Consider the following 17,388-nt stretch of genomic DNA (forward strand, 5'->3'; position numbering starts at 1 on the left):
CGTTTTACTGAGCCCAATAGTAGCAGGTGTGGTGAATCTAGTTTATAGTCGTAAACATATCATTTTTAACATCAATAACATCGAAATTGCCTGTAAAATTGGCTCACGATTGATGTGACTAGATACAGTTAACGACCATAATACTAACGATAAAAATTGCCTAAAGCCTGTTGCCAAATCGGTAACTCAATAGCGCTAAAAGGGAAGGATGGGATGACTTTGCGTACTTCATATATTGTGGGTTTGATTGCCTGCACAGCGGTTGGTTTAACCAGTGTACAAATTATTGAGTCTGCACAGGCAGAAACGCTCAAAATTACTGGGCCCAATGGCGAGGTTAAACAACAAGCGAAACGGCAATATGGTCCGACGACATCAAGAGATACGTTTTGGAGTATTGCGCAAAAAGTCAGACCCAGTGATAAGGTCAGTATTTATCAAGTGATGGCGGCGTTATTTGACGCGAATCCACATGCTTTTAGTGGTAATAATTACAATACACTAGAGCGAGGGATGATATTACTTGTTCCTTCTGTAGATGTGATAGCCGCTATACCCAATGATGTTGCTAAACGCCGTGCTGAACAAGATGACCGCCGCGCTAACAGACAAACCCAGCCTCGTCCCGTTATTAATAAACTTATTCAATCCCCTATAGTCGAAACGCCTAAAAAGCCTACTGCTGCAAAACCACTGCAAATAGTTCAGCAAACACCTGCTGTGGCGGTTCAAACCAAAGCGATTAATGAGGCTAATGCTGTTGTCGTAAATGATCTCAATAGCACCTTAGATAAAGCTAATGCAAAAACGTTGATGGTCACGGATGAGCTAGCGCGCGCGCAAGATGAATTAATGGTCAGTAATAATGACAATCAAGCGTTGAAAAACAAAATTGAACAAATGTCATTAAACATTTCCTCGCTTGAAGAAGATCTACAACTATTACGCGAGAAATATGAAGCTTTAAACTTAGAAAATAAAAAACTCGTAGATCAAACCGAAAATGCGGAACCCGTAGTAGAAGAACCCACTGACTTTTGGCGTAGCCTAATGGATAACACCATTTTGTTGATCCTTGCCGCCTCGATTCCTCTGTTAATTATCTTCGGGCTTATTTTCTGGTTGCTCAGTCGCCGAAATAAAAAGTCTCAACAATCTGAAGTGAAAACAGCAACCCAGTCTGAACAAGAGTCTGCAGCTGCAACAGGCAGTGATGACTTAGATGACTCTGATGATATTGTGGTCCATTTAGATTCAAGTGATGAAGATTCAATTGATGATTTATTGGATTTGGACAGCGTAGATTTACAGCCTGAAATCCAAATGGAAGATGATGCCGAGATGGATATGGCGTCTGATATGTTTGTTAGTGAAACAGAAATAGAAGATGAAGAAGGGACCTCATTAGACGATTTATGGGCAGAGGCTATGGAAGATCAAGATTCTGATCTTGAACCTCTTGAAGATGATGATGATCTCGATAGTCTACTTGCTGGATTAGATGATAAGCCTGCTGCAACCCTAAATTCTGCTGCACCAGAAGATGATTTAGACAGTTTGTTGGCGGGTTTAGATGAAGATACTGGAAAAGATGAAACTGATGATCTAGATGCTTCAGCAGAAAATGATATTGATTCGCTATTAGCTGAGTTTGATATGCCTGCAGAGCCAGATGATGTGGCTGCGGCAGCAGTAAAATCAGCAGACACAAGCGCGGATGACGATATCGATGCATTGTTAGCTGAGTTTGATATGCCTGCAGAGTCGGATGATGTTGCCGCTGCCGCAGCAGTAAAATCAGCAGACACAAGCGCGGAAGATGATATCGATGCATTGTTAGCTGAGTTTGATATGCCAGCGGAGTCGGATGATGTTGCCGCTGCCGCAGCAGTAAAATCAGCAGACACAAGCGCGGAAGATGATATCGATGCATTGTTAGCTGAGTTTGATATGCCTGCAGAGCCAGATGATGTGGCCGCCGAAACACCGGTAAAATCAGCTCAAGCAAACGCGGAAGACGATATCGATGCATTGTTATCAGAGTTTGATATGCCTGCAGAACCGGATGATGTGGCCGCCGAAACACCGGTAAAATCAGCTGAAGCAAAAGCGGATGACGATATCGATGCATTGTTAGCAGAGTTTGATATGCCTGCAGAACCGGATGATGTGGCCGCCGAAACGCCGGTAAAATCAGCAGACACAAGCGCGGATGACGATATCGATGCATTGTTAGCTGAGTTTGATATGCCTGCAGAGCCAGATGATGTGGCCGCCGAAACACAGATAAAATCAGCTGAAGCAAAAGCGGATGACGATATCGATGCATTGTTAGCTGAGTTTGATATGCCTGCAGAGCCAGATGATGTGGCCGCCGAAACACCGGTAAAATCAGCTGAAGCAAAAGCGGATGACGATATCGATGCATTGTTAGCAGAGTTTGATATGCCTGCAGAACCGGATGATGTGGCTGCCGAAACACCGGTAAAATCAGCTGAAACAAACGCGGAAGAGGACCTTGATTTATTACTATCAGAGCCTGATTCGGAACAAACTGATGTTGATGCTCCTACTGCAACGGACGAAGATATAGATCAACTCCTAGCCGGCTTATCTGCAACCAAGGATGAGAACGAAGAAGATAGCTCAACAGATGATGGGGATACAGACCTTCAGCCGCTAAACCGTGATTCAATTGACAACGATGATGACATAGCCGCGTTAATTGCAGCTGAGTTGCAAGATGATACTAACGAAGATATCCAAGATGTAGAGTCGAGTGATGATGACATTGACGCATTGCTGTCTAGCTTGAATGAGCCTGTTATTGAATCAGTGTTTGATGAAAAAAATGATGAACTATCAACCGGTGAACAGCAAACTTCCGATAGTGATGATTTAGCGGCGCAAATTGCTGCAGAGTTAAGTGATGATGATGTCGTAGATTCCATTGATGATAATGAAACCAGTGATGATGACATCGATGCATTATTAGCGAGTCTTAACGAGCCTGTGATTGAGTCAGATGCCGACGTTCAGGAAAAGGCTGCCGTCCAAGCACAGATTGCTGCTGAATTAGATGATGATATTTCCGATGAAGAATCAATATCTGATGATGAGTCCCTCGATGATGATATTAATACTTTATTGGCAAGCTTTAAAGAAGATATAAAAGACGATACTCCATCAGAAAATGACACTGAAAACCCACAGTATGGCAGTGCTCCGCAGGTTGACAGCACTCAGCCTGACAATGAAAGCATCGACGATAACGCATTATTCGATGAGTTTGATGAATATCTTAATGATACCGATTTAACTAACACAGTTGATACCGCTGATATTGAAACGAACAAGTATATTGAGCCAGAAGCGGATGCTGATAAAGCAGCAGACAGCGATGACGAAGATAACCGCTGGCTAGATGCTGAACTTGAAGCTGCGTTAGCGTCAACGAGCAGTAATGATGTTGAGACTGATCAAGAAACTACAGCTGCACAAGCTCCTACATCAGAAACGGATGATGGTCTTGATGCCTTGTTAGCGCAAATGGATGATGAAGAGGCTGCTTCGTCTAGTGCGAAAAGTAAAATCAATAAAGATTCAGGCTTCTTTAATGACCTAAAATCAAGTAAACCAAAGCCTGAACTTTTAGATTGGGAAAGCGATTTACTTAAAGCTGCCGAGTCAGCCGCTGACGAGAGAGAAGTTGATGAAGCAGATGTGAGTGACGATGATTTACTGGCTGCATTTTCACAATCACTCAATGATGATGACAACGATGATGACTTTACCTCAGAAGATGAGTATATCCTTAGCGATGACAACTTAACTGTTGATGAAGCATTGGCTGCACTCGATCAAAAAGAACGAAGCCAATCAACAGAATATAAAGCCAGTGACGATGATTTAATGCGTTTTGAGCGTGAAAACGGTTATATCGACATTGATAAACTGTTGAACGATGCTGATGAAGATGACGATAAAACCGATCAGTATAAAGACGTTAATGTTGATATGGGCTCTGCAAGTTCATTAATGGGCAATCTGAATATGGTTGATGTTGATGATGAAGAAAACTCCGTTAATGCAAAACTTGATTTAGCTAGGGCGTATATTGAGATTGAAGATCAAGACAGTGCCCGAGCGTTATTAAAAGAAGTGCAAATGGACGGTAATGAACGTCAGCAATTAGAAGCCAAAAATTTACTAAAAAGTGTCAGTTAAGCCGATAATTTTTTGCCTGCATAGGTAAAGAAATAGGCTTATGTTAACCACATAAAAGCAAACGGCGCAGATACATGCGCCGTTTTTTTGTGATAAACTGCGCGCCATTATTGAGTAGAGGATATAGGCATGCGGGTCGCGTTAGGTGTTGAATATGATGGTAGTGGTTTTTGTGGGTGGCAGCGCCAACTCGAGGTCGATTCAGTGCAAGCCCAGATTGAAAAAGCGTTAAGTTATGTGGCTAATGAACCTATAACCGTTTTGTGTGCCGGAAGAACAGATACTGGTGTACACGGTACCGGGCAGGTGGTTCATTTTGACACCGATGTTCAACGTCCAATGACGGCGTGGACACAGGGCGTTAATGCTAATTTACCCGACAGTGTGGCGATACGCTGGGCAAAAGAAGTCGATGACAGTTTTCATGCTCGTTACAGTGCTACAGCCAGACGTTACCGCTATGTGATTTATAATCATAAACTGCGCCCGGGTATTTTAAGTGCCGGAGTGAGCCATTATCACGGTGATATTGATGAAACCTTGATGCATAAAGCGGCACAGCTTTTTGTTGGCGAACACGATTTTACCAGTTTTAGAGCATTGCATTGTCAATCTAAAACGCCGTTTCGAAACGTACATCAAGTCAATGTGACTCGCCAAGGCATGTATGTGATGGTCGATATTCAAGCTAATGCATTTTTACATCATATGGTGCGTAATATTGTTGGTTCATTACTGCAAATCGGCTTAGGTAATCAACCTATAGAGTGGATAACAGAATTGTTTGCACTAAAAAATCGTAAGCTAGCGGCACCTACTGCTAAACCGAATGGATTGTATTTGGTCGATGTGACTTACCCTGAACAATATCAATTGCCTAAGTTAGCTTTGGGTCCATTGTTTATGCTCGATTAAGTCTTGTAAGTTATCTTTATTGAAATGTAAAACCCATGTTCTGTATTCGCAGCGCCGAGTAAGGTTTGAATAAGTTAAATGGTATTGAATTATGTCAATCGTGTCTGAAATTACTGTACCCAATCAACAGTCAAGCTTAGCTCAATGGCTGGATTATTTGCTGGCAATTCATCCTAGCGAAATTGACATGGGCTTAACTCGAGTCAGCGCTGTTGCCGAGAAATTAAATGTGCTTGATTTAGCGCCAGCGAAAGTCATTACCGTAGCCGGTACCAATGGCAAAGGTACAACCTGCGCTATGCTGGCTTCGATTTTACATCAAGCTGATTTGTCCGTCGGCGTTTATAGCTCGCCTCATTTGCTGCATTACAATGAACGGGTACAAATAAATCAACAAGATGCCAGTGATGACTCCCTTATCGAAGCTTTTTGTGCGATAGAGACGGCGCGAGGTGATATTTCATTAACCTTTTTTGAATATGCCACCTTAGCAGGTTTATATTTGTTTAAAGCTGCTAAAGTCGATGTGATCATTCTTGAAGTGGGTTTAGGTGGGCGATTGGATGCAACCAATATTATCGATTCCACTGCCACTATTTTGACCTCTATCGATCTTGATCATCAAGAATATTTAGGCGATACCCGTGAACTGGTTGGCAGAGAAAAAGCTGGCGTGTTTCGCTCAGATTGTGTCGCTATTATCGGTGAGCCAGATTTACCGTTGAGCGTCACTGAATATGCTAATCAACTCCGGACAACTCTTTATCGTGTTGGGCATGAGTTTGATTACCATAAAGATCAGACTCAACCAGCATTATGGCACTTTGAATCTGCGCAGCAGTCATATACTGGCTTAACGGTGCCAAGGTTACCGTTAGCTAACGCTGCAAGTGTTGTTGCGCTGCTAAGCCATATTTGGCCGCAAATAAGCCAACAGCACATTAATCGAGGATTACAACAAGCTCAACTGGCTGGACGACTAGAGCAGGTGAGTCAGCAACCATTAGTACTATTAGATGTTGCGCATAATCCCCATGCAGCCAGATATTTAGCACAACAATTACAGGCGTACCAAGGTCGGCGTATTGTAGCCTTGTGTGGCATGCTTAAAGATAAAGACATTAAGTCGGTATTGGCGACATTAGATCAACAAATTAGCCATTGGAACTTGGTGAGTTTAGATAATCCACGCGGCGCATCAGCACAAGCATTGCGTCAAGCATTGCCCAATGACAGTAGTCGTGAGCATGTTAGTGAGTTTGCTGACATCGCTAGCGCATGGCAAGCCATACAAACTACGGTAAATGCCGATGATGTGGTTATTGTCTTCGGTTCTTTTTATACTGTTGCAGGCTTTAAATCTTTATAAACACTATTTATGTCCGACGTCGGTTGTACAAGCCATCATTAACGTCATTTGGTTAAAAAAGGGAATTAGCTTTGAATCGTCAATTTCAAAATCGTTTGGTGGGTACCATCGTATTAGTGGCCTTAGGCGTGATTTTTTTACCCGACTTATTAGACGGTAAAAAAACGCAAGTGGTTGAGGAGTTCACTGAAATTCCTTTACGTCAAACTCAGCCAAGTGCTTCCAATAAAGTTAATTCTGACAATACCGCTGAACCAGTAGAAGAATTCCAAGTGTTAACGATTGCTGAACCACAAGATCTCAGTAACGATATCGTTGCATTAGGGGGAGCTGAACCGAACAAAGAGCCGACCAAAGAAGTCAGCCAAGCCGTTAAGCCGCCAGCTCCAGTGGCAGTAGCAGTGGCAGTTAAAAAGCCTGAAACCCAGGTTGCAAATAAAGTGAAATCACCTATTACTGCTGGTTTTACATTGCAGTTAGGCGGGTTTAATAATATTACCAATGTAAAAGCGTTGATTGCTCAACTGCGAAAAGCGGGGTTTAACGCTTATACACTGCCTAAAGTACCCGTTGAAGGGAAACTAACCCGAGTATTTGTTGGCCCTGAAGTTTCAGAAGAAAAACTTAAAGCTCGTCAGCAACCTATATTCAAATTAACCGGATTAAAAGGCAAAATCGTAGCCTATAATCCACAGGAACAATAACCTCTTCAGACGGTATTTTGCGTGCGTGATTAATATTTACAATTTGATTGTTCTTAATCACGCAAGAATAATTTGTGCAATCAGAGGTGAGAAACATCTCTGTCTCTGCTAGAATCCCGCCGTCTTGAACCCTATACCGGATCCCCATCTCCATGGTTTGGATTGATTACGCAATAATTATTGTCATCGGGTTATCAACTATTATTAGTTTGATCCGCGGATTTGCCAAAGAAGCCATGTCTCTTGTGGTTTGGTTTGCCGCTTTCTTTATCGCTAGCCAGTTTTATCTTGATCTTGCAGCTCATTTAACCCAAATGCAGGACGAGTTAGTTAGAAACGGTGTGGCGATTGCTATTCTTTTTATCATTACCCTGATCATAGGGGCTCTCGTTAATTATTTATTAGGCCAGTTAGTGGCTAAAACCGGATTATCGGGCACAGACCGTGTTTTAGGCCTGTGTTTTGGTGCCATTCGTGGCGCGTTAATCGTTAGTGCATTACTGTTTTTTATGGATGCTTTTACGGCATTCCCTGACACTAAATGGTGGCAGGACTCTGTTCTTGTACCTGAATTTGGCGTGGTTATTCAGTGGTTTTTTAACTACCTTGAAAATACCTCTAGCTTTGTACCCAAAATATAAACATAAAACACTTTACAGTGAGGAACCTTACCCATGTGTGGTATCGTCGGAATAGTAGGAAAATCAACAGTTAATCAGACCATTTATGATGCGCTGACTGTGCTCCAACATCGTGGTCAAGACGCAGCAGGTATTGTGACGGTTGACATGAATGCGTTTCGTTTACGTAAAGCAAACGGCTTAGTCAAAGATGTGTTTGAACCTAAACATATGCAGCGTTTACAAGGCAATGCCGGTATTGGACATGTTCGTTATCCTACCGCTGGCAGCTCGAGTGCATCAGAGGCACAACCGTTTTATGTTAACTCGCCATTTGGTATTTCGTTAGCACATAACGGTAACTTGACTAATACGATTGAACTGGCTGCAAGCTTGGTCACAAAGCGTCGTCATGTTAACACCACCTCAGACTCAGAAATCTTGTTAAATCTGTTAGCCGATGAGTTACAAGAAACGCGCAGTTTAACCTTAAGTGCCGATGAAGTGTTTGATGCAGTTGCTAAAGTGCATGCGCAAACTCGTGGTGCTTACGCGGTAGTTGCGATGATTATTGGCCAAGGTTTAGTGGCCTTTCGCGACCCATTTGGTATTCGTCCTTTGGTATTGGGTAAACACGAAACCGCAACGGGTACTGAGTACATGGTTGCTTCTGAAAGTGTTGCTTTAGACGCTGTTGGTTTTGAAGTGATGCGTGACGTAGCACCTGGTGAGGCTGTTTATATTTCACTTGATGGACAATTGTTTACCCGTCAATGTGCAGCAGACCCAAGCTATGCGCCATGTATTTTCGAATTCGTGTATTTTGCACGTCCCGATTCGAGCATTGATAAAGTGTCTGTTTATGCAAGCCGTGTAAACATGGGCGCTAAGTTAGGCGAAAAAATTAAGAAAGAATGGGAAGATCACGACATTGATGTTGTTATTCCTATTCCTGAAACTTCGTGCGATATCGCATTAGAAATTGCACGTTGCATGGATTTACCATACCGCCAAGGTTTTGTGAAAAATCGTTATATTGGTCGTACGTTTATTATGCCTGGTCAGTTAGAGCGTAAAAAATCTGTACGTCGTAAACTGAATGCGATTAATACCGAGTTTAAAGGTAAAAACGTATTATTGGTTGATGATTCGATTGTACGTGGTACTACGTCTGAACAGATCATTGAAATGGCGCGTGAAGCCGGTGCAAAGAAAGTGTACTTTGCTTCCGCTGCACCTGAAATCCGTTTCCCGAATGTGTATGGTATTGATATGCCGACGTCTAATGAGCTTATCGCTCATGGTCGTGATGCTGACGAAATTGCCAAAATCATTGGTGCCGATGGCATTATTTTCCAAGACTTAAGCGACTTAATTGAAGCAGTAAGAATGGAAAATCCAGAGATTAAGCGTTTCGAAACATCTGTGTTCGACGGTCATTATATTACCAACGACGTTGATCAAGCTTACTTGGATCATTTAACGCAATTACGTAATGATGATGCTAAAGCCAATCGCTCAAAAGACATTGGTACTAACTTAGAAATGCACAACGAGTGTCATCCATAAGTTAACCGGCCTTGTTAGCAATATTTGTTAACAACAAAAAACCAGCATGAAAATGCTGGTTTTTTTATGGGTTTAAATCATTAAATCAAAAGTCAAAAGTCAAAAGTCTAAAATGGATCCCTCCCAATAAGGCATTTAAGCCGAGATCTAAGCTTGCGCGGATAATGAAGACGAAGGGCAAAAGCTAAAATAATGATCCTGACTACTACGTTATTCACCCTGTAATATTTTTAAGCAGGGACCTATATATTTTTTGGGCTTAGTGAGTACTACTCTTGAATAAAATCTTCCATAAACCAGGCGCATAGGGTGTGGCGGCCGTCAACTTGTGCCTTGCTGTAAATTGTTGATGCTTGTTGGCGGACCGTTTTTTCTTTGGTGAGTCGTACCTCGGCAATTTCTTTAAAGCTGAGGCCTTTCAACAGTAATAAAGCGACTTGTTGTTCACTTTTTGTAAACTGCCATGCATCGAATTGTGTTGCGATTGTTACGCTATATTCTTGTCTTGCTGATCGCATTTGTGCTGACATGTGATCGATTTCTTTATCCGCTTTTTTAAGTTTCGATTTGAGTGCTTTGACTTGGCGAGAACTGCGGATCAGGTCATAACCTAAAAAAATACTCGCTGCAATCGTTAACAATACCAGCATGGCTTCTTGGGCAATGTGCCAAGCGGGAATGTCCAGTTGAAAATCGGCAAATATGTCGAACAACTTAAACAAGGTGATTAGCAGTAGCAGTATAATAATGAATACATCTTTTCTCATGACAGCGGTCCAAAAATGAGTGTGTTACGTAAATAAAACTAAAAAGGGTAAATAATTACGCATTAAAATCATGAGTTTACATTATGGTACATATGTACCATAGCGACATTTATGATACATACTCCCCATGTGTTCTCTACCTAAAGATAATAGTCTAACTATATCTTTTGGGTTAGTGAAATCACATATGTCTGCCGTGAAGTTTAGTATCAAAATATGTCTTATTATTGCGCTAGCGATTAGCTCTTATAGCTATGGCGCTACAAGCAATGACCTGTCACCACTGTTGCAGTTAAGTCAAACTCGATTAAACAAGACCACCTTTAATGCCATGCCACTCAACGATAACCGCGCAGTACAATTGAGCAGTTCGACTTGGTTGACGGGCTTACCGAGCATTAGTTTAAGTTACCTAGGCGATCTTGATAATAGTAACATTTATGAACAAGAAGTATCACTTAACTTACCCATTAAATCTTTTAGTTTGCACCAAAGCGATAACAAATTAAAACGGTTAACAAGCTCTCTGCTTGAGCAACAGGTGGCACTTCAAAAATTATATTTATCTGGTTTGCTTAGACAAAGCATGTGGGATTTTCGCATCGCTTTAGTTAAGTCTAACCAACTGCAACGTAAAGCATCACTATTAGAACAGTTACATGTGCAGCAAAAACAACTGTCTGCTGTGGGTGAGTTTCCTAAAGTCAATTTATTGCTATTAGATCGTGAACGCGTGGATATTGATTTAGCGCAGATTGAACTAAAACAGCAACAAGATGAAGCAATGGCATTATTTCAATCACTCACTGGTTTGAGTGAGATCCCCGAAAATATAGAAGAAAGTGGCCATAATATGGCTGAATTAGACGTGCAATCTATTCATGGTGCTGATGTGGTATTGATGCAGCATCCTTTGTGGCAATTACAGTCACTGCAACAACAGTTTCAAGACGTCATGATGACAAGCCAGCAAGCGGGTGAACAAGATCCGTGGACTGTGTCATTAACCGCAAAGGAAACGGCTGGTGATATCTCTAACGACCAACATTTAGGTGTTGGGATCAGTATTCCACTCGGTTTTGGCTCTGCTTTATCTCAACGTGAGCTGTCGGTTTGGCAGAAAGATTATCAAGATCAACGCATCAATAGCGAAAGACTGTATCTGGAACTCAAAAACCAATCACAAAAGCTGTTATTACAGCAGCATAATCTCAGAAAACAGCAGGCCTTGTTACAACGAGGGGTATCACTGAGTCGCACCATCACTGAAGATTTGGCTAAGGTAAAAGACCAAAACCAAATGGGTTATGAAATTTGGTTACGCCGCTACATGGATGCATTGGATACCGAATCGCGTTTAGCACTTAACCAAGTGGCCCAGCAACAACTTCATTCTCAGCAACTGCAAGCTTTAGGGATTTCATTATGATGGCCAAATTTGGCACCAGCCTTTTATGTATCACAATCGGTTTATCATCGGCGTTTGTTCGTGCTGAAACCATATCTCTTAGCGAGTTAGGTCACTTAGACGTGAGTTATATGTCGCCTAAAAAAGTGGCCAGTTATGAAGGTAGTCCTCTTCCTGCACAAATAGCCCGTTTACCCGGTAACGATTATTGGGTTATGACGCCTGAAAATATTCAGCAAGTCACGTTTTTAGTGGGACAGGGGCAAGTTGTCACCAAAGACCAAGCCATTGTCAGATTAACTGGACCGGAAGTGTTTCATTTTTTAGCTCAAATAGAGGCGGCCAAAAGCCTATATGATCTAGCTAAACAGCGTTATGACCGTAATTTGCCTTTATTAAAAAATGGCAGCATTGGCTCTGATAAGTGGCGCGAGATCAGCCAAGATTACTTTAGTGCTCACCTTGAGTACGAACACATGCAGCACTTCATGGAGATGGTGCAAAGCATTGATGCAGATACTGAATCGCTGGTGGTCATGGCTCCTGTGGCGGGCATTGTTAATCTTAATTATCTCAATAGCCCCTACAGTGCTGGGGTGCAATTATTCTCGCTTATTCCTACCGAGAGTATTCGGGTGAAAGTCAGTGTGCCTATGAGTCAGTCAACCTCGTTATCTGCGGTGAACATTAATCAATGTCATATTGCCATTGATGAAGTGTCTGCAATTGCTGATGGGGTATTTTTAACAGCTTGGTCTACCCCTGTACCACAAACGTGCAATTTACTCTTAGGGCAACAAATTACTGTGATACCTGAATATCAAAAAGCCGTGTATTTGGTGCCTAAAATTAGTGTGTTCACTTGGCAACAAGATAGCCAGATTTTTACCCAAAAAGACCAAACATTGTCTTCATTGAGTATCGATGTATTAGGCTCTACTGTAGATGATTATATTGTCGCGAGTGATCAAGATTTGAGTCAAATTAAAGTATTGTCTCAATCTGTCGCGGCAGTGAAAGGTATACTGCTTGGTTTAGGAGGCGAATAATATGCTCGCTTCTGTGATTCGTTTTTCGCTAACTCAGCGCTTGTTTGTGCTGATCGTAGCGTTGATTTTAATGTTAGCGGGTACTCGTGCCTGGTTTAATATTCCTCTTGATGCCTTTCCTGATATTTCGCCTACGCAAGTGAAGATTATTTTAAAAGCGCCGGGCATGACGCCTGAAGAAATTGAAGCGCAAATTACTGTACCGGTTGAAACAGAGCTTTTAGGGATCCCAAATCAAGCCATTTTACGCTCCACTACTAAGTATGCCATTAGTGATATTACCTTAGATTTTACTGAAGGAACTGATATCTATTGGGCTAGGCAGCAGGTCAGCGAGCGACTAGCGGCGGTATGGGACAGTTTTCCTGAAGGTGTCTCTGGTGGTGTGGCACCGATGAGTACGCCGTTAAGTGAAATCTTTATGTTTACACTTGAAAACCCTAACTTATCGTTAATGGAACGTCGGCAGTTGCTGGAATGGGAAGTCAGACCCTTGCTGCGTACCGTTGCTGGTGTGGCTGATGTGAATATTTTAGGCGGCTATGCCAAAAGTTTTAGTGTTAGCCCTAATCCTTCTGCCATGGCTGCCGCTGGCGTCAGTTTTGCAGATTTGCAACAGGCGATTACGGACAATAATCATAATGAAGGTGCCGGTAAATTAACCATTGGTACTGATACCATTATTGTGCGTTCAGAAGGGCGAGTTGATGATATTGATGAACTAAAACAGTTAGTGATTAAGGCGGATGATGCGCAAGTTTATCGCTTGATAGATTTAGCTGACGTACAGATTGGCCATTTAGCCCGCTATGGCGCGGTATCAAAAGACGGTGAAGAGGCGACTGAAGCCTTAATTATTGCACTTAAAGATGCCAATACTGCCCAAGTAGTCACCAATATTAAAGCAAAGTTAGCGCAAATTAATACTTCGTTGCCTGAAGGCAGCGAGCTTAACGTTTTTTATGATCGTGCTAATTTAATTAATACCGCGATTGATACCATTTCAAGTGCGTTATTTGAAGCCGTGTTGTTAGTGATTGTATTACTAGCGCTGTTTTTAGGTAATGTCAGGGCCGCTTTAGTTGTGTCATTGTCTTTGCCTCTTGCGGCATTAATGACGTTTTTGATGATGGATTTATTTAATCTGTCAGCAAATCTAATGAGTCTAGGTGGCTTAGTCATCGCGATTGGTATGTTGGTTGATTCATCTGTGGTAGTGGTTGAGAACATGGTCAATCTTATTGCGACTAAGCAACGTTTGCCGCGTTTACACCTTATTTATCGTGCGACTAAAGATGTGGCTATTCCAGTTGTATCTGGCACTGTCATTGTGATGATTGTATTTTCTCCCTTACTGACATTAACCGGCTTAGAGGGCAAATTATTTACGCCCGTGGCTGTCACGATTGTCTTTGCCATGTTATCGGCATTGGTGTTGTCGCTTACGGTTATTCCGGTCATTGCATCTTATCTGGTTAACGAAAAGTCTGCACAAGAGCCTAAAGCGATAGAGAAACTAAAAGCGGCTTATTTGAGCAGTTTAAAAAAGACGTTTACCTATAAAAAGCCGTTTATCATCGTGTCGTTTACGCTGTTAGTGGTGAGTTTAGGGCTATTTAGTCTTGTCGGTAAAACCTTTATGCCGACATTGGATGAAGGCGATATTATTTTACAGCTAGAAAAATCACCTTCTATTTCGCTTGAAGCGTCGATTGCTATCGACAAGCAAATTCAAATTACCTTGCTTGATAAGGTGCCAGAAATTAAACAAATGGTTGCGCGGACCGGTTCTGATGAAATTGGTTTAGATCCTATGGGGCTAAATGAAACCGATGTATTTTTGGAACTCGCACCGCGAGACGAGTGGCGCTTTGCTGACAAGACGCAACTGATTGATGCTATTCGCACTGAACTGCTTAATTTTCCTGGAGTAAATTTTAATTTTACTCAACCTATTCAGATGCGCGTCTCTGAAATGCTTACTGGCAGTATTGGTGATGTGGCCATCAAAGTCTTTGGCACCGATATTGATACACTTGGGCAATTAACGGCCCAAATTGAGCAGCTTGTCAGTGACACCAGTGGCAGTATCGATGTAAAAATGGCCATGATTGAGGGCAGTCCATTTATTAACTTAACCCTAGATAATGAGCTGGCACGTGGCTTTGGCATAAGCACCATGGAGTTTTCGCGGTATTTAAAAAGCCAACTTGAAGGTGTTGTTGTGACCGAAGTGCTGCAAGGTAAAAAGCGTACCCCAGTATTGATCGCCAATAATCAAGGCGGGTTGAGTAGTATTAATGAGCTGCAGAATCAGTTGTTGGTGATGCCTGATCATTCATTAAAACGCCTTACCGATATCGCTAAATTAACCTACAAAGAAGGCCCTATTTTAATTGAACGCGAACAAGGTGATCGTTTCTCGGTGATTACGACTAACGTGCAAGGTCGAGACATAGTCAGTTTTGTTGAAGAACTCAACGCGAAAATTGACGCTGAGGTTAAGTTACCTAGCGGTTACAGTGTCAGTTTTGGTGGCGAGTTTGAAAATCAACAACGTGCCACTAATAACTTATTACTGGTTATTCCCGTCGCCATTGCGCTTATTACTCTCATTTTGTTTACCACTTTTGGTTCGCTTGCTAAAGCGGGCTTGATTTTGGCTAACGTCCCCTTTGCTATGATGGGCGGGATCGTGAGCTTGTATGTTTCGGGCGAGTATTTATCTGTGCCTGCTTCGGTTGGTTTTATTGCATTACTCGGCGTCGCGGTACTTAACGGTGTGGTGATGGTGAGTTATTACGAGCAGACCAAACATGTCTTTAGCAGTTTATTGGCGCGAGTCGAGCAAGGTGCAGCAAGACGTTTACGGCCTATTTTGATGACCGCCACGACAGCCATGTTTGGCTTAATGCCATTGGTGTTTGCATCGGGCCCTGGTGCTGAAATCCAAAAGCCATTGGCCATTGTTGTTATTGGCGGTTTGCTGACATCAACCATTACAACCCTTTATTTGTTACCAATCCTTTATTACTGGCTGGAGAAACGTCAATGATCACGGAGCAATTGTTAGTGCTGATCGCCCAAAATGATATTAAGGACGACATCGTTGATACCTTGATTGAGCTTGAGTTTTTATCTGGTTTTAGCCTAGGTAATATTTGCGGTTTTAGCCGCGAACACAGCCATTTTAATATCAAAGAGCAAGTTGAAGGCTACAGGGAGTTTTGTAAGTTTGAAATTATGCATCCTGTGGATCATCAAGATGCGTTATTAGGTGCCTTGTCTGCGGTTTGTAAACATAATCCGTGTCGATATTGGATTACACCCATCATTCATACAGGCACTTTGTGCTAGCCGCAAAAGAAAAGTACTAAGTCGATAAAGGAAATCGTTGCTGTGTTTGGACCATGCGGTCAGCTCATTAAATTTAGTTATAAGAAAGGATATTGAAATGAGAGTTTATCGCTACCTAACCATGATCTTTTTCGCTTTGCTGGTATCAAATAATATATATGCTAGTGAGCTTTCTGCGAAGAATAGCGATGTGACGATTGAGTTTATTATCGAGCCTACGCGATCTTTGAAGGTAACGTTTGAAAGTAGTGTGACTTTGCATTCAATAGTCATTAGAAATAATGATGGTTATTTACTTAACTTAGATGTTCAAGTGCCAAAAGATCCTGGGACTATTTTTTATTTTAATCTTCCTAAGTTACCTCCAGCTAAGTATCTTGTTAGATGGAAAAGTCAGCTTAATGGTGGCCCAATAAGCCTTGGTGAAGCAACGTTAACCTTAAATGATGACACCTATCCACGGCCTTCTACTAAAAAACCAAAGTACGATATTTTACATAGAAAACTACATGGGTAGTCATACTGCAATTACGTCATTCCTGAGATGCAGCTGATCGGGAATCCAGCTCTTTATTGCAGGACGAAGTCCGTCCTTGTCATTTGCGGCATAGCGTCCTTGATACTTTATATACCAAAAAATGGACTGCCAATTGAAGCGTTTTAGGCATTATTTTAAAGCGATGTTTACCTGTTGATACTCTTTTAGTGCTTGAGAGGTGTTTCCTGAACGAGATTGATTGATGCGACTGTAGTGCGCAATCGTTTTAGCTAAATAACGCATAGCAATGTCTTGCTGTACAGCATCACTCGCTTGCCAAATTACACTGCCTATAGGGTCAATGTCTGTAAGCGAATCATTAGCAACATTCGCGGGGAGTTTGGGATCACGTCTGATATAAAGGATTTCGTAGAAACGACGGTTTTCTTCAATCAGTTTTTCGTCAATTAATTCACAATCAAGCTTGATAAGTTGTTGGCGTAACTCATATTGATAATGAACTGGACACAAGATAAAATCGATTTTTCGGTTCGAATATTGCTGGCAAAGTGACCTAACAAACTCGATCATCAAATCTCCACCCACTCCGGCAATAATCACTAAGGGTGTATGCTCATCTTGATCCAAAGGGATCGCTGACACATCAACACAATGTACTTGCCATTTTGGTGGGTTTTGCTGTGGGTAAAAACGTTCGAGCTTGGCGGTTAACTGCTGCATCAATGCTGGCACAATGTCGACAAAATGGATTATAGCAGCATGTCTGTCTAGCAACGCGGCGCCGAGTAATCCATGGTCGCAACAGCAATCCCAAATATGAGTGTAACCATTGGGGATCATCATGTTGATATGTGCTAAGCGGTGGCCGAGTTTCATCTGTTTGTCGTGTTTGGAAGTGAACCTG

13 protein-coding genes are annotated in these 17,388 nt (G+C 42.0%); 11 read left to right on the plus strand and 2 right to left on the minus strand.

What is annotated here, in order from left to right; all coding sequences use genetic code 11:
- The first annotated feature begins 213 nt into the window (after nt 1–213).
- The 6 genes from HNW13_RS04080 (at nt 214) to purF (ending at nt 9,404) form a co-directional block, all read left to right on the plus strand.
- Nucleotides 214–4,227, plus strand: coding sequence for a FimV/HubP family polar landmark protein (locus HNW13_RS04080; RefSeq protein ID WP_192115210.1), 4,014 nt, complete (start codon nt 214–216; stop codon nt 4,225–4,227).
- A gap of 129 nt (nt 4,228–4,356) precedes the next feature.
- Nucleotides 4,357–5,142: a tRNA pseudouridine(38-40) synthase TruA gene (truA, locus tag HNW13_RS04085; protein WP_101086718.1), complete on the plus strand. Its 786-nt coding sequence runs from the start codon at nt 4,357–4,359 to the stop codon at nt 5,140–5,142.
- Nucleotides 5,143–5,233: 91 nt separating this feature from the next.
- Nucleotides 5,234–6,511: a bifunctional tetrahydrofolate synthase/dihydrofolate synthase gene (gene folC / locus HNW13_RS04090; RefSeq protein ID WP_192115209.1), complete on the plus strand. Its 1,278-nt coding sequence runs from the start codon at nt 5,234–5,236 to the stop codon at nt 6,509–6,511.
- A 71-nt stretch (nt 6,512–6,582) separates the two neighbouring features.
- Complete coding sequence (locus tag HNW13_RS04095) at nt 6,583–7,215, plus strand: SPOR domain-containing protein (RefSeq protein WP_192115208.1); 633 nt, start codon at nt 6,583–6,585, stop codon at nt 7,213–7,215.
- Nucleotides 7,216–7,367: 152 nt separating this feature from the next.
- Nucleotides 7,368–7,856 (plus strand): CvpA family protein, encoded by a 489-nt coding sequence (locus tag HNW13_RS04100; RefSeq protein ID WP_101086721.1) that lies wholly within the window; start codon nt 7,368–7,370, stop codon nt 7,854–7,856.
- A 33-nt stretch (nt 7,857–7,889) separates the two neighbouring features.
- Nucleotides 7,890–9,404, plus strand: coding sequence for an amidophosphoribosyltransferase (gene purF, locus HNW13_RS04105; RefSeq protein ID WP_011636872.1), 1,515 nt, complete (start codon nt 7,890–7,892; stop codon nt 9,402–9,404).
- Between the two features lie 269 nt (nt 9,405–9,673).
- On the opposite strand, the gene HNW13_RS04110 is transcribed toward purF, so the two are convergent.
- Complete coding sequence (locus tag HNW13_RS04110; RefSeq protein WP_162023441.1) at nt 9,674–10,171, minus strand: LuxR C-terminal-related transcriptional regulator; 498 nt, start codon at nt 10,169–10,171, stop codon at nt 9,674–9,676.
- 187 nt (nt 10,172–10,358) lie between these two features.
- On the opposite strand from HNW13_RS04110, the gene HNW13_RS04115 reads away from it, so the two are divergent.
- The 5 genes from HNW13_RS04115 (at nt 10,359) to HNW13_RS04135 (ending at nt 16,502) form a co-directional block, all read left to right on the plus strand.
- Complete coding sequence (locus HNW13_RS04115) at nt 10,359–11,600, plus strand: metal transporter (RefSeq protein ID WP_192115207.1); 1,242 nt, start codon at nt 10,359–10,361, stop codon at nt 11,598–11,600.
- Nucleotides 11,597–12,628: a membrane fusion-like protein gene (locus HNW13_RS04120; RefSeq protein ID WP_192115206.1), complete on the plus strand. Its 1,032-nt coding sequence runs from the start codon at nt 11,597–11,599 to the stop codon at nt 12,626–12,628. Before HNW13_RS04115 ends, HNW13_RS04120 begins: the two co-directional genes overlap by 4 nt.
- 1 nt (nt 12,629) lies before the next feature.
- Nucleotides 12,630–15,683, plus strand: a complete 3,054-nt coding sequence (locus tag HNW13_RS04125; protein WP_192115205.1) for a CusA/CzcA family heavy metal efflux RND transporter — start codon at nt 12,630–12,632, stop codon at nt 15,681–15,683.
- Nucleotides 15,680–15,985 carry a DUF3240 family protein gene (locus HNW13_RS04130; protein ID WP_101086726.1) on the plus strand — a complete coding sequence of 102 codons (306 nt, stop codon included), beginning with the start codon at nt 15,680–15,682 and terminating at the stop codon, nt 15,983–15,985. Before HNW13_RS04125 ends, HNW13_RS04130 begins: the two co-directional genes overlap by 4 nt.
- A gap of 97 nt (nt 15,986–16,082) precedes the next feature.
- Entirely contained in the window at nt 16,083–16,502 is a 420-nt protein-coding gene (locus HNW13_RS04135) for a hypothetical protein (RefSeq protein ID WP_192115204.1), read from the plus strand.
- A 150-nt stretch (nt 16,503–16,652) separates the two neighbouring features.
- Here the strand turns inward: HNW13_RS04135 and HNW13_RS04140 are convergent, their stop codons facing one another.
- Nucleotides 16,653–17,360 carry a tRNA (adenine(22)-N(1))-methyltransferase TrmK gene (locus HNW13_RS04140; protein WP_192115203.1) on the minus strand — a complete coding sequence of 236 codons (708 nt, stop codon included), beginning with the start codon at nt 17,358–17,360 and terminating at the stop codon, nt 16,653–16,655.
- Nucleotides 17,361–17,388: the final 28 nt, after the last annotated feature.

This window comes from Shewanella sp. BF02_Schw (assembly GCF_014596695.2).
Classification (GTDB): domain Bacteria; phylum Pseudomonadota; class Gammaproteobacteria; order Enterobacterales; family Shewanellaceae; genus Shewanella.

Excerpts from the sequence above, each read along its gene's own strand:
- HNW13_RS04130 (WP_101086726.1), top strand. The coding sequence starts at position 15,680 with ATGATCACGGAGCAATTGTTAGTGCTGATCGCCCAAAATGATATTAAG.
- HNW13_RS04120 (WP_192115206.1), top strand. The coding sequence starts at position 11,597 with ATGATGGCCAAATTTGGCACCAGCCTTTTATGTATCACAATCGGTTTA.
- HNW13_RS04110 (WP_162023441.1), bottom strand. The coding sequence starts at position 10,171 with ATGAGAAAAGATGTATTCATTATTATACTGCTACTGCTAATCACCTTG.
- truA (WP_101086718.1), top strand. The coding sequence starts at position 4,357 with ATGCGGGTCGCGTTAGGTGTTGAATATGATGGTAGTGGTTTTTGTGGG.
- HNW13_RS04080 (WP_192115210.1), top strand. The coding sequence starts at position 214 with ATGACTTTGCGTACTTCATATATTGTGGGTTTGATTGCCTGCACAGCG.
- folC (WP_192115209.1), top strand. The coding sequence starts at position 5,234 with ATGTCAATCGTGTCTGAAATTACTGTACCCAATCAACAGTCAAGCTTA.
- HNW13_RS04135 (WP_192115204.1), top strand. The coding sequence starts at position 16,083 with ATGAGAGTTTATCGCTACCTAACCATGATCTTTTTCGCTTTGCTGGTA.
- HNW13_RS04100 (WP_101086721.1), top strand. The coding sequence starts at position 7,368 with ATGGTTTGGATTGATTACGCAATAATTATTGTCATCGGGTTATCAACT.
- HNW13_RS04125 (WP_192115205.1), top strand. The coding sequence starts at position 12,630 with ATGCTCGCTTCTGTGATTCGTTTTTCGCTAACTCAGCGCTTGTTTGTG.
- HNW13_RS04140 (WP_192115203.1), bottom strand. The coding sequence starts at position 17,360 with ATGAAACTCGGCCACCGCTTAGCACATATCAACATGATGATCCCCAAT.
- purF (WP_011636872.1), top strand. The coding sequence starts at position 7,890 with ATGTGTGGTATCGTCGGAATAGTAGGAAAATCAACAGTTAATCAGACC.
- HNW13_RS04115 (WP_192115207.1), top strand. The coding sequence starts at position 10,359 with ATGTCTGCCGTGAAGTTTAGTATCAAAATATGTCTTATTATTGCGCTA.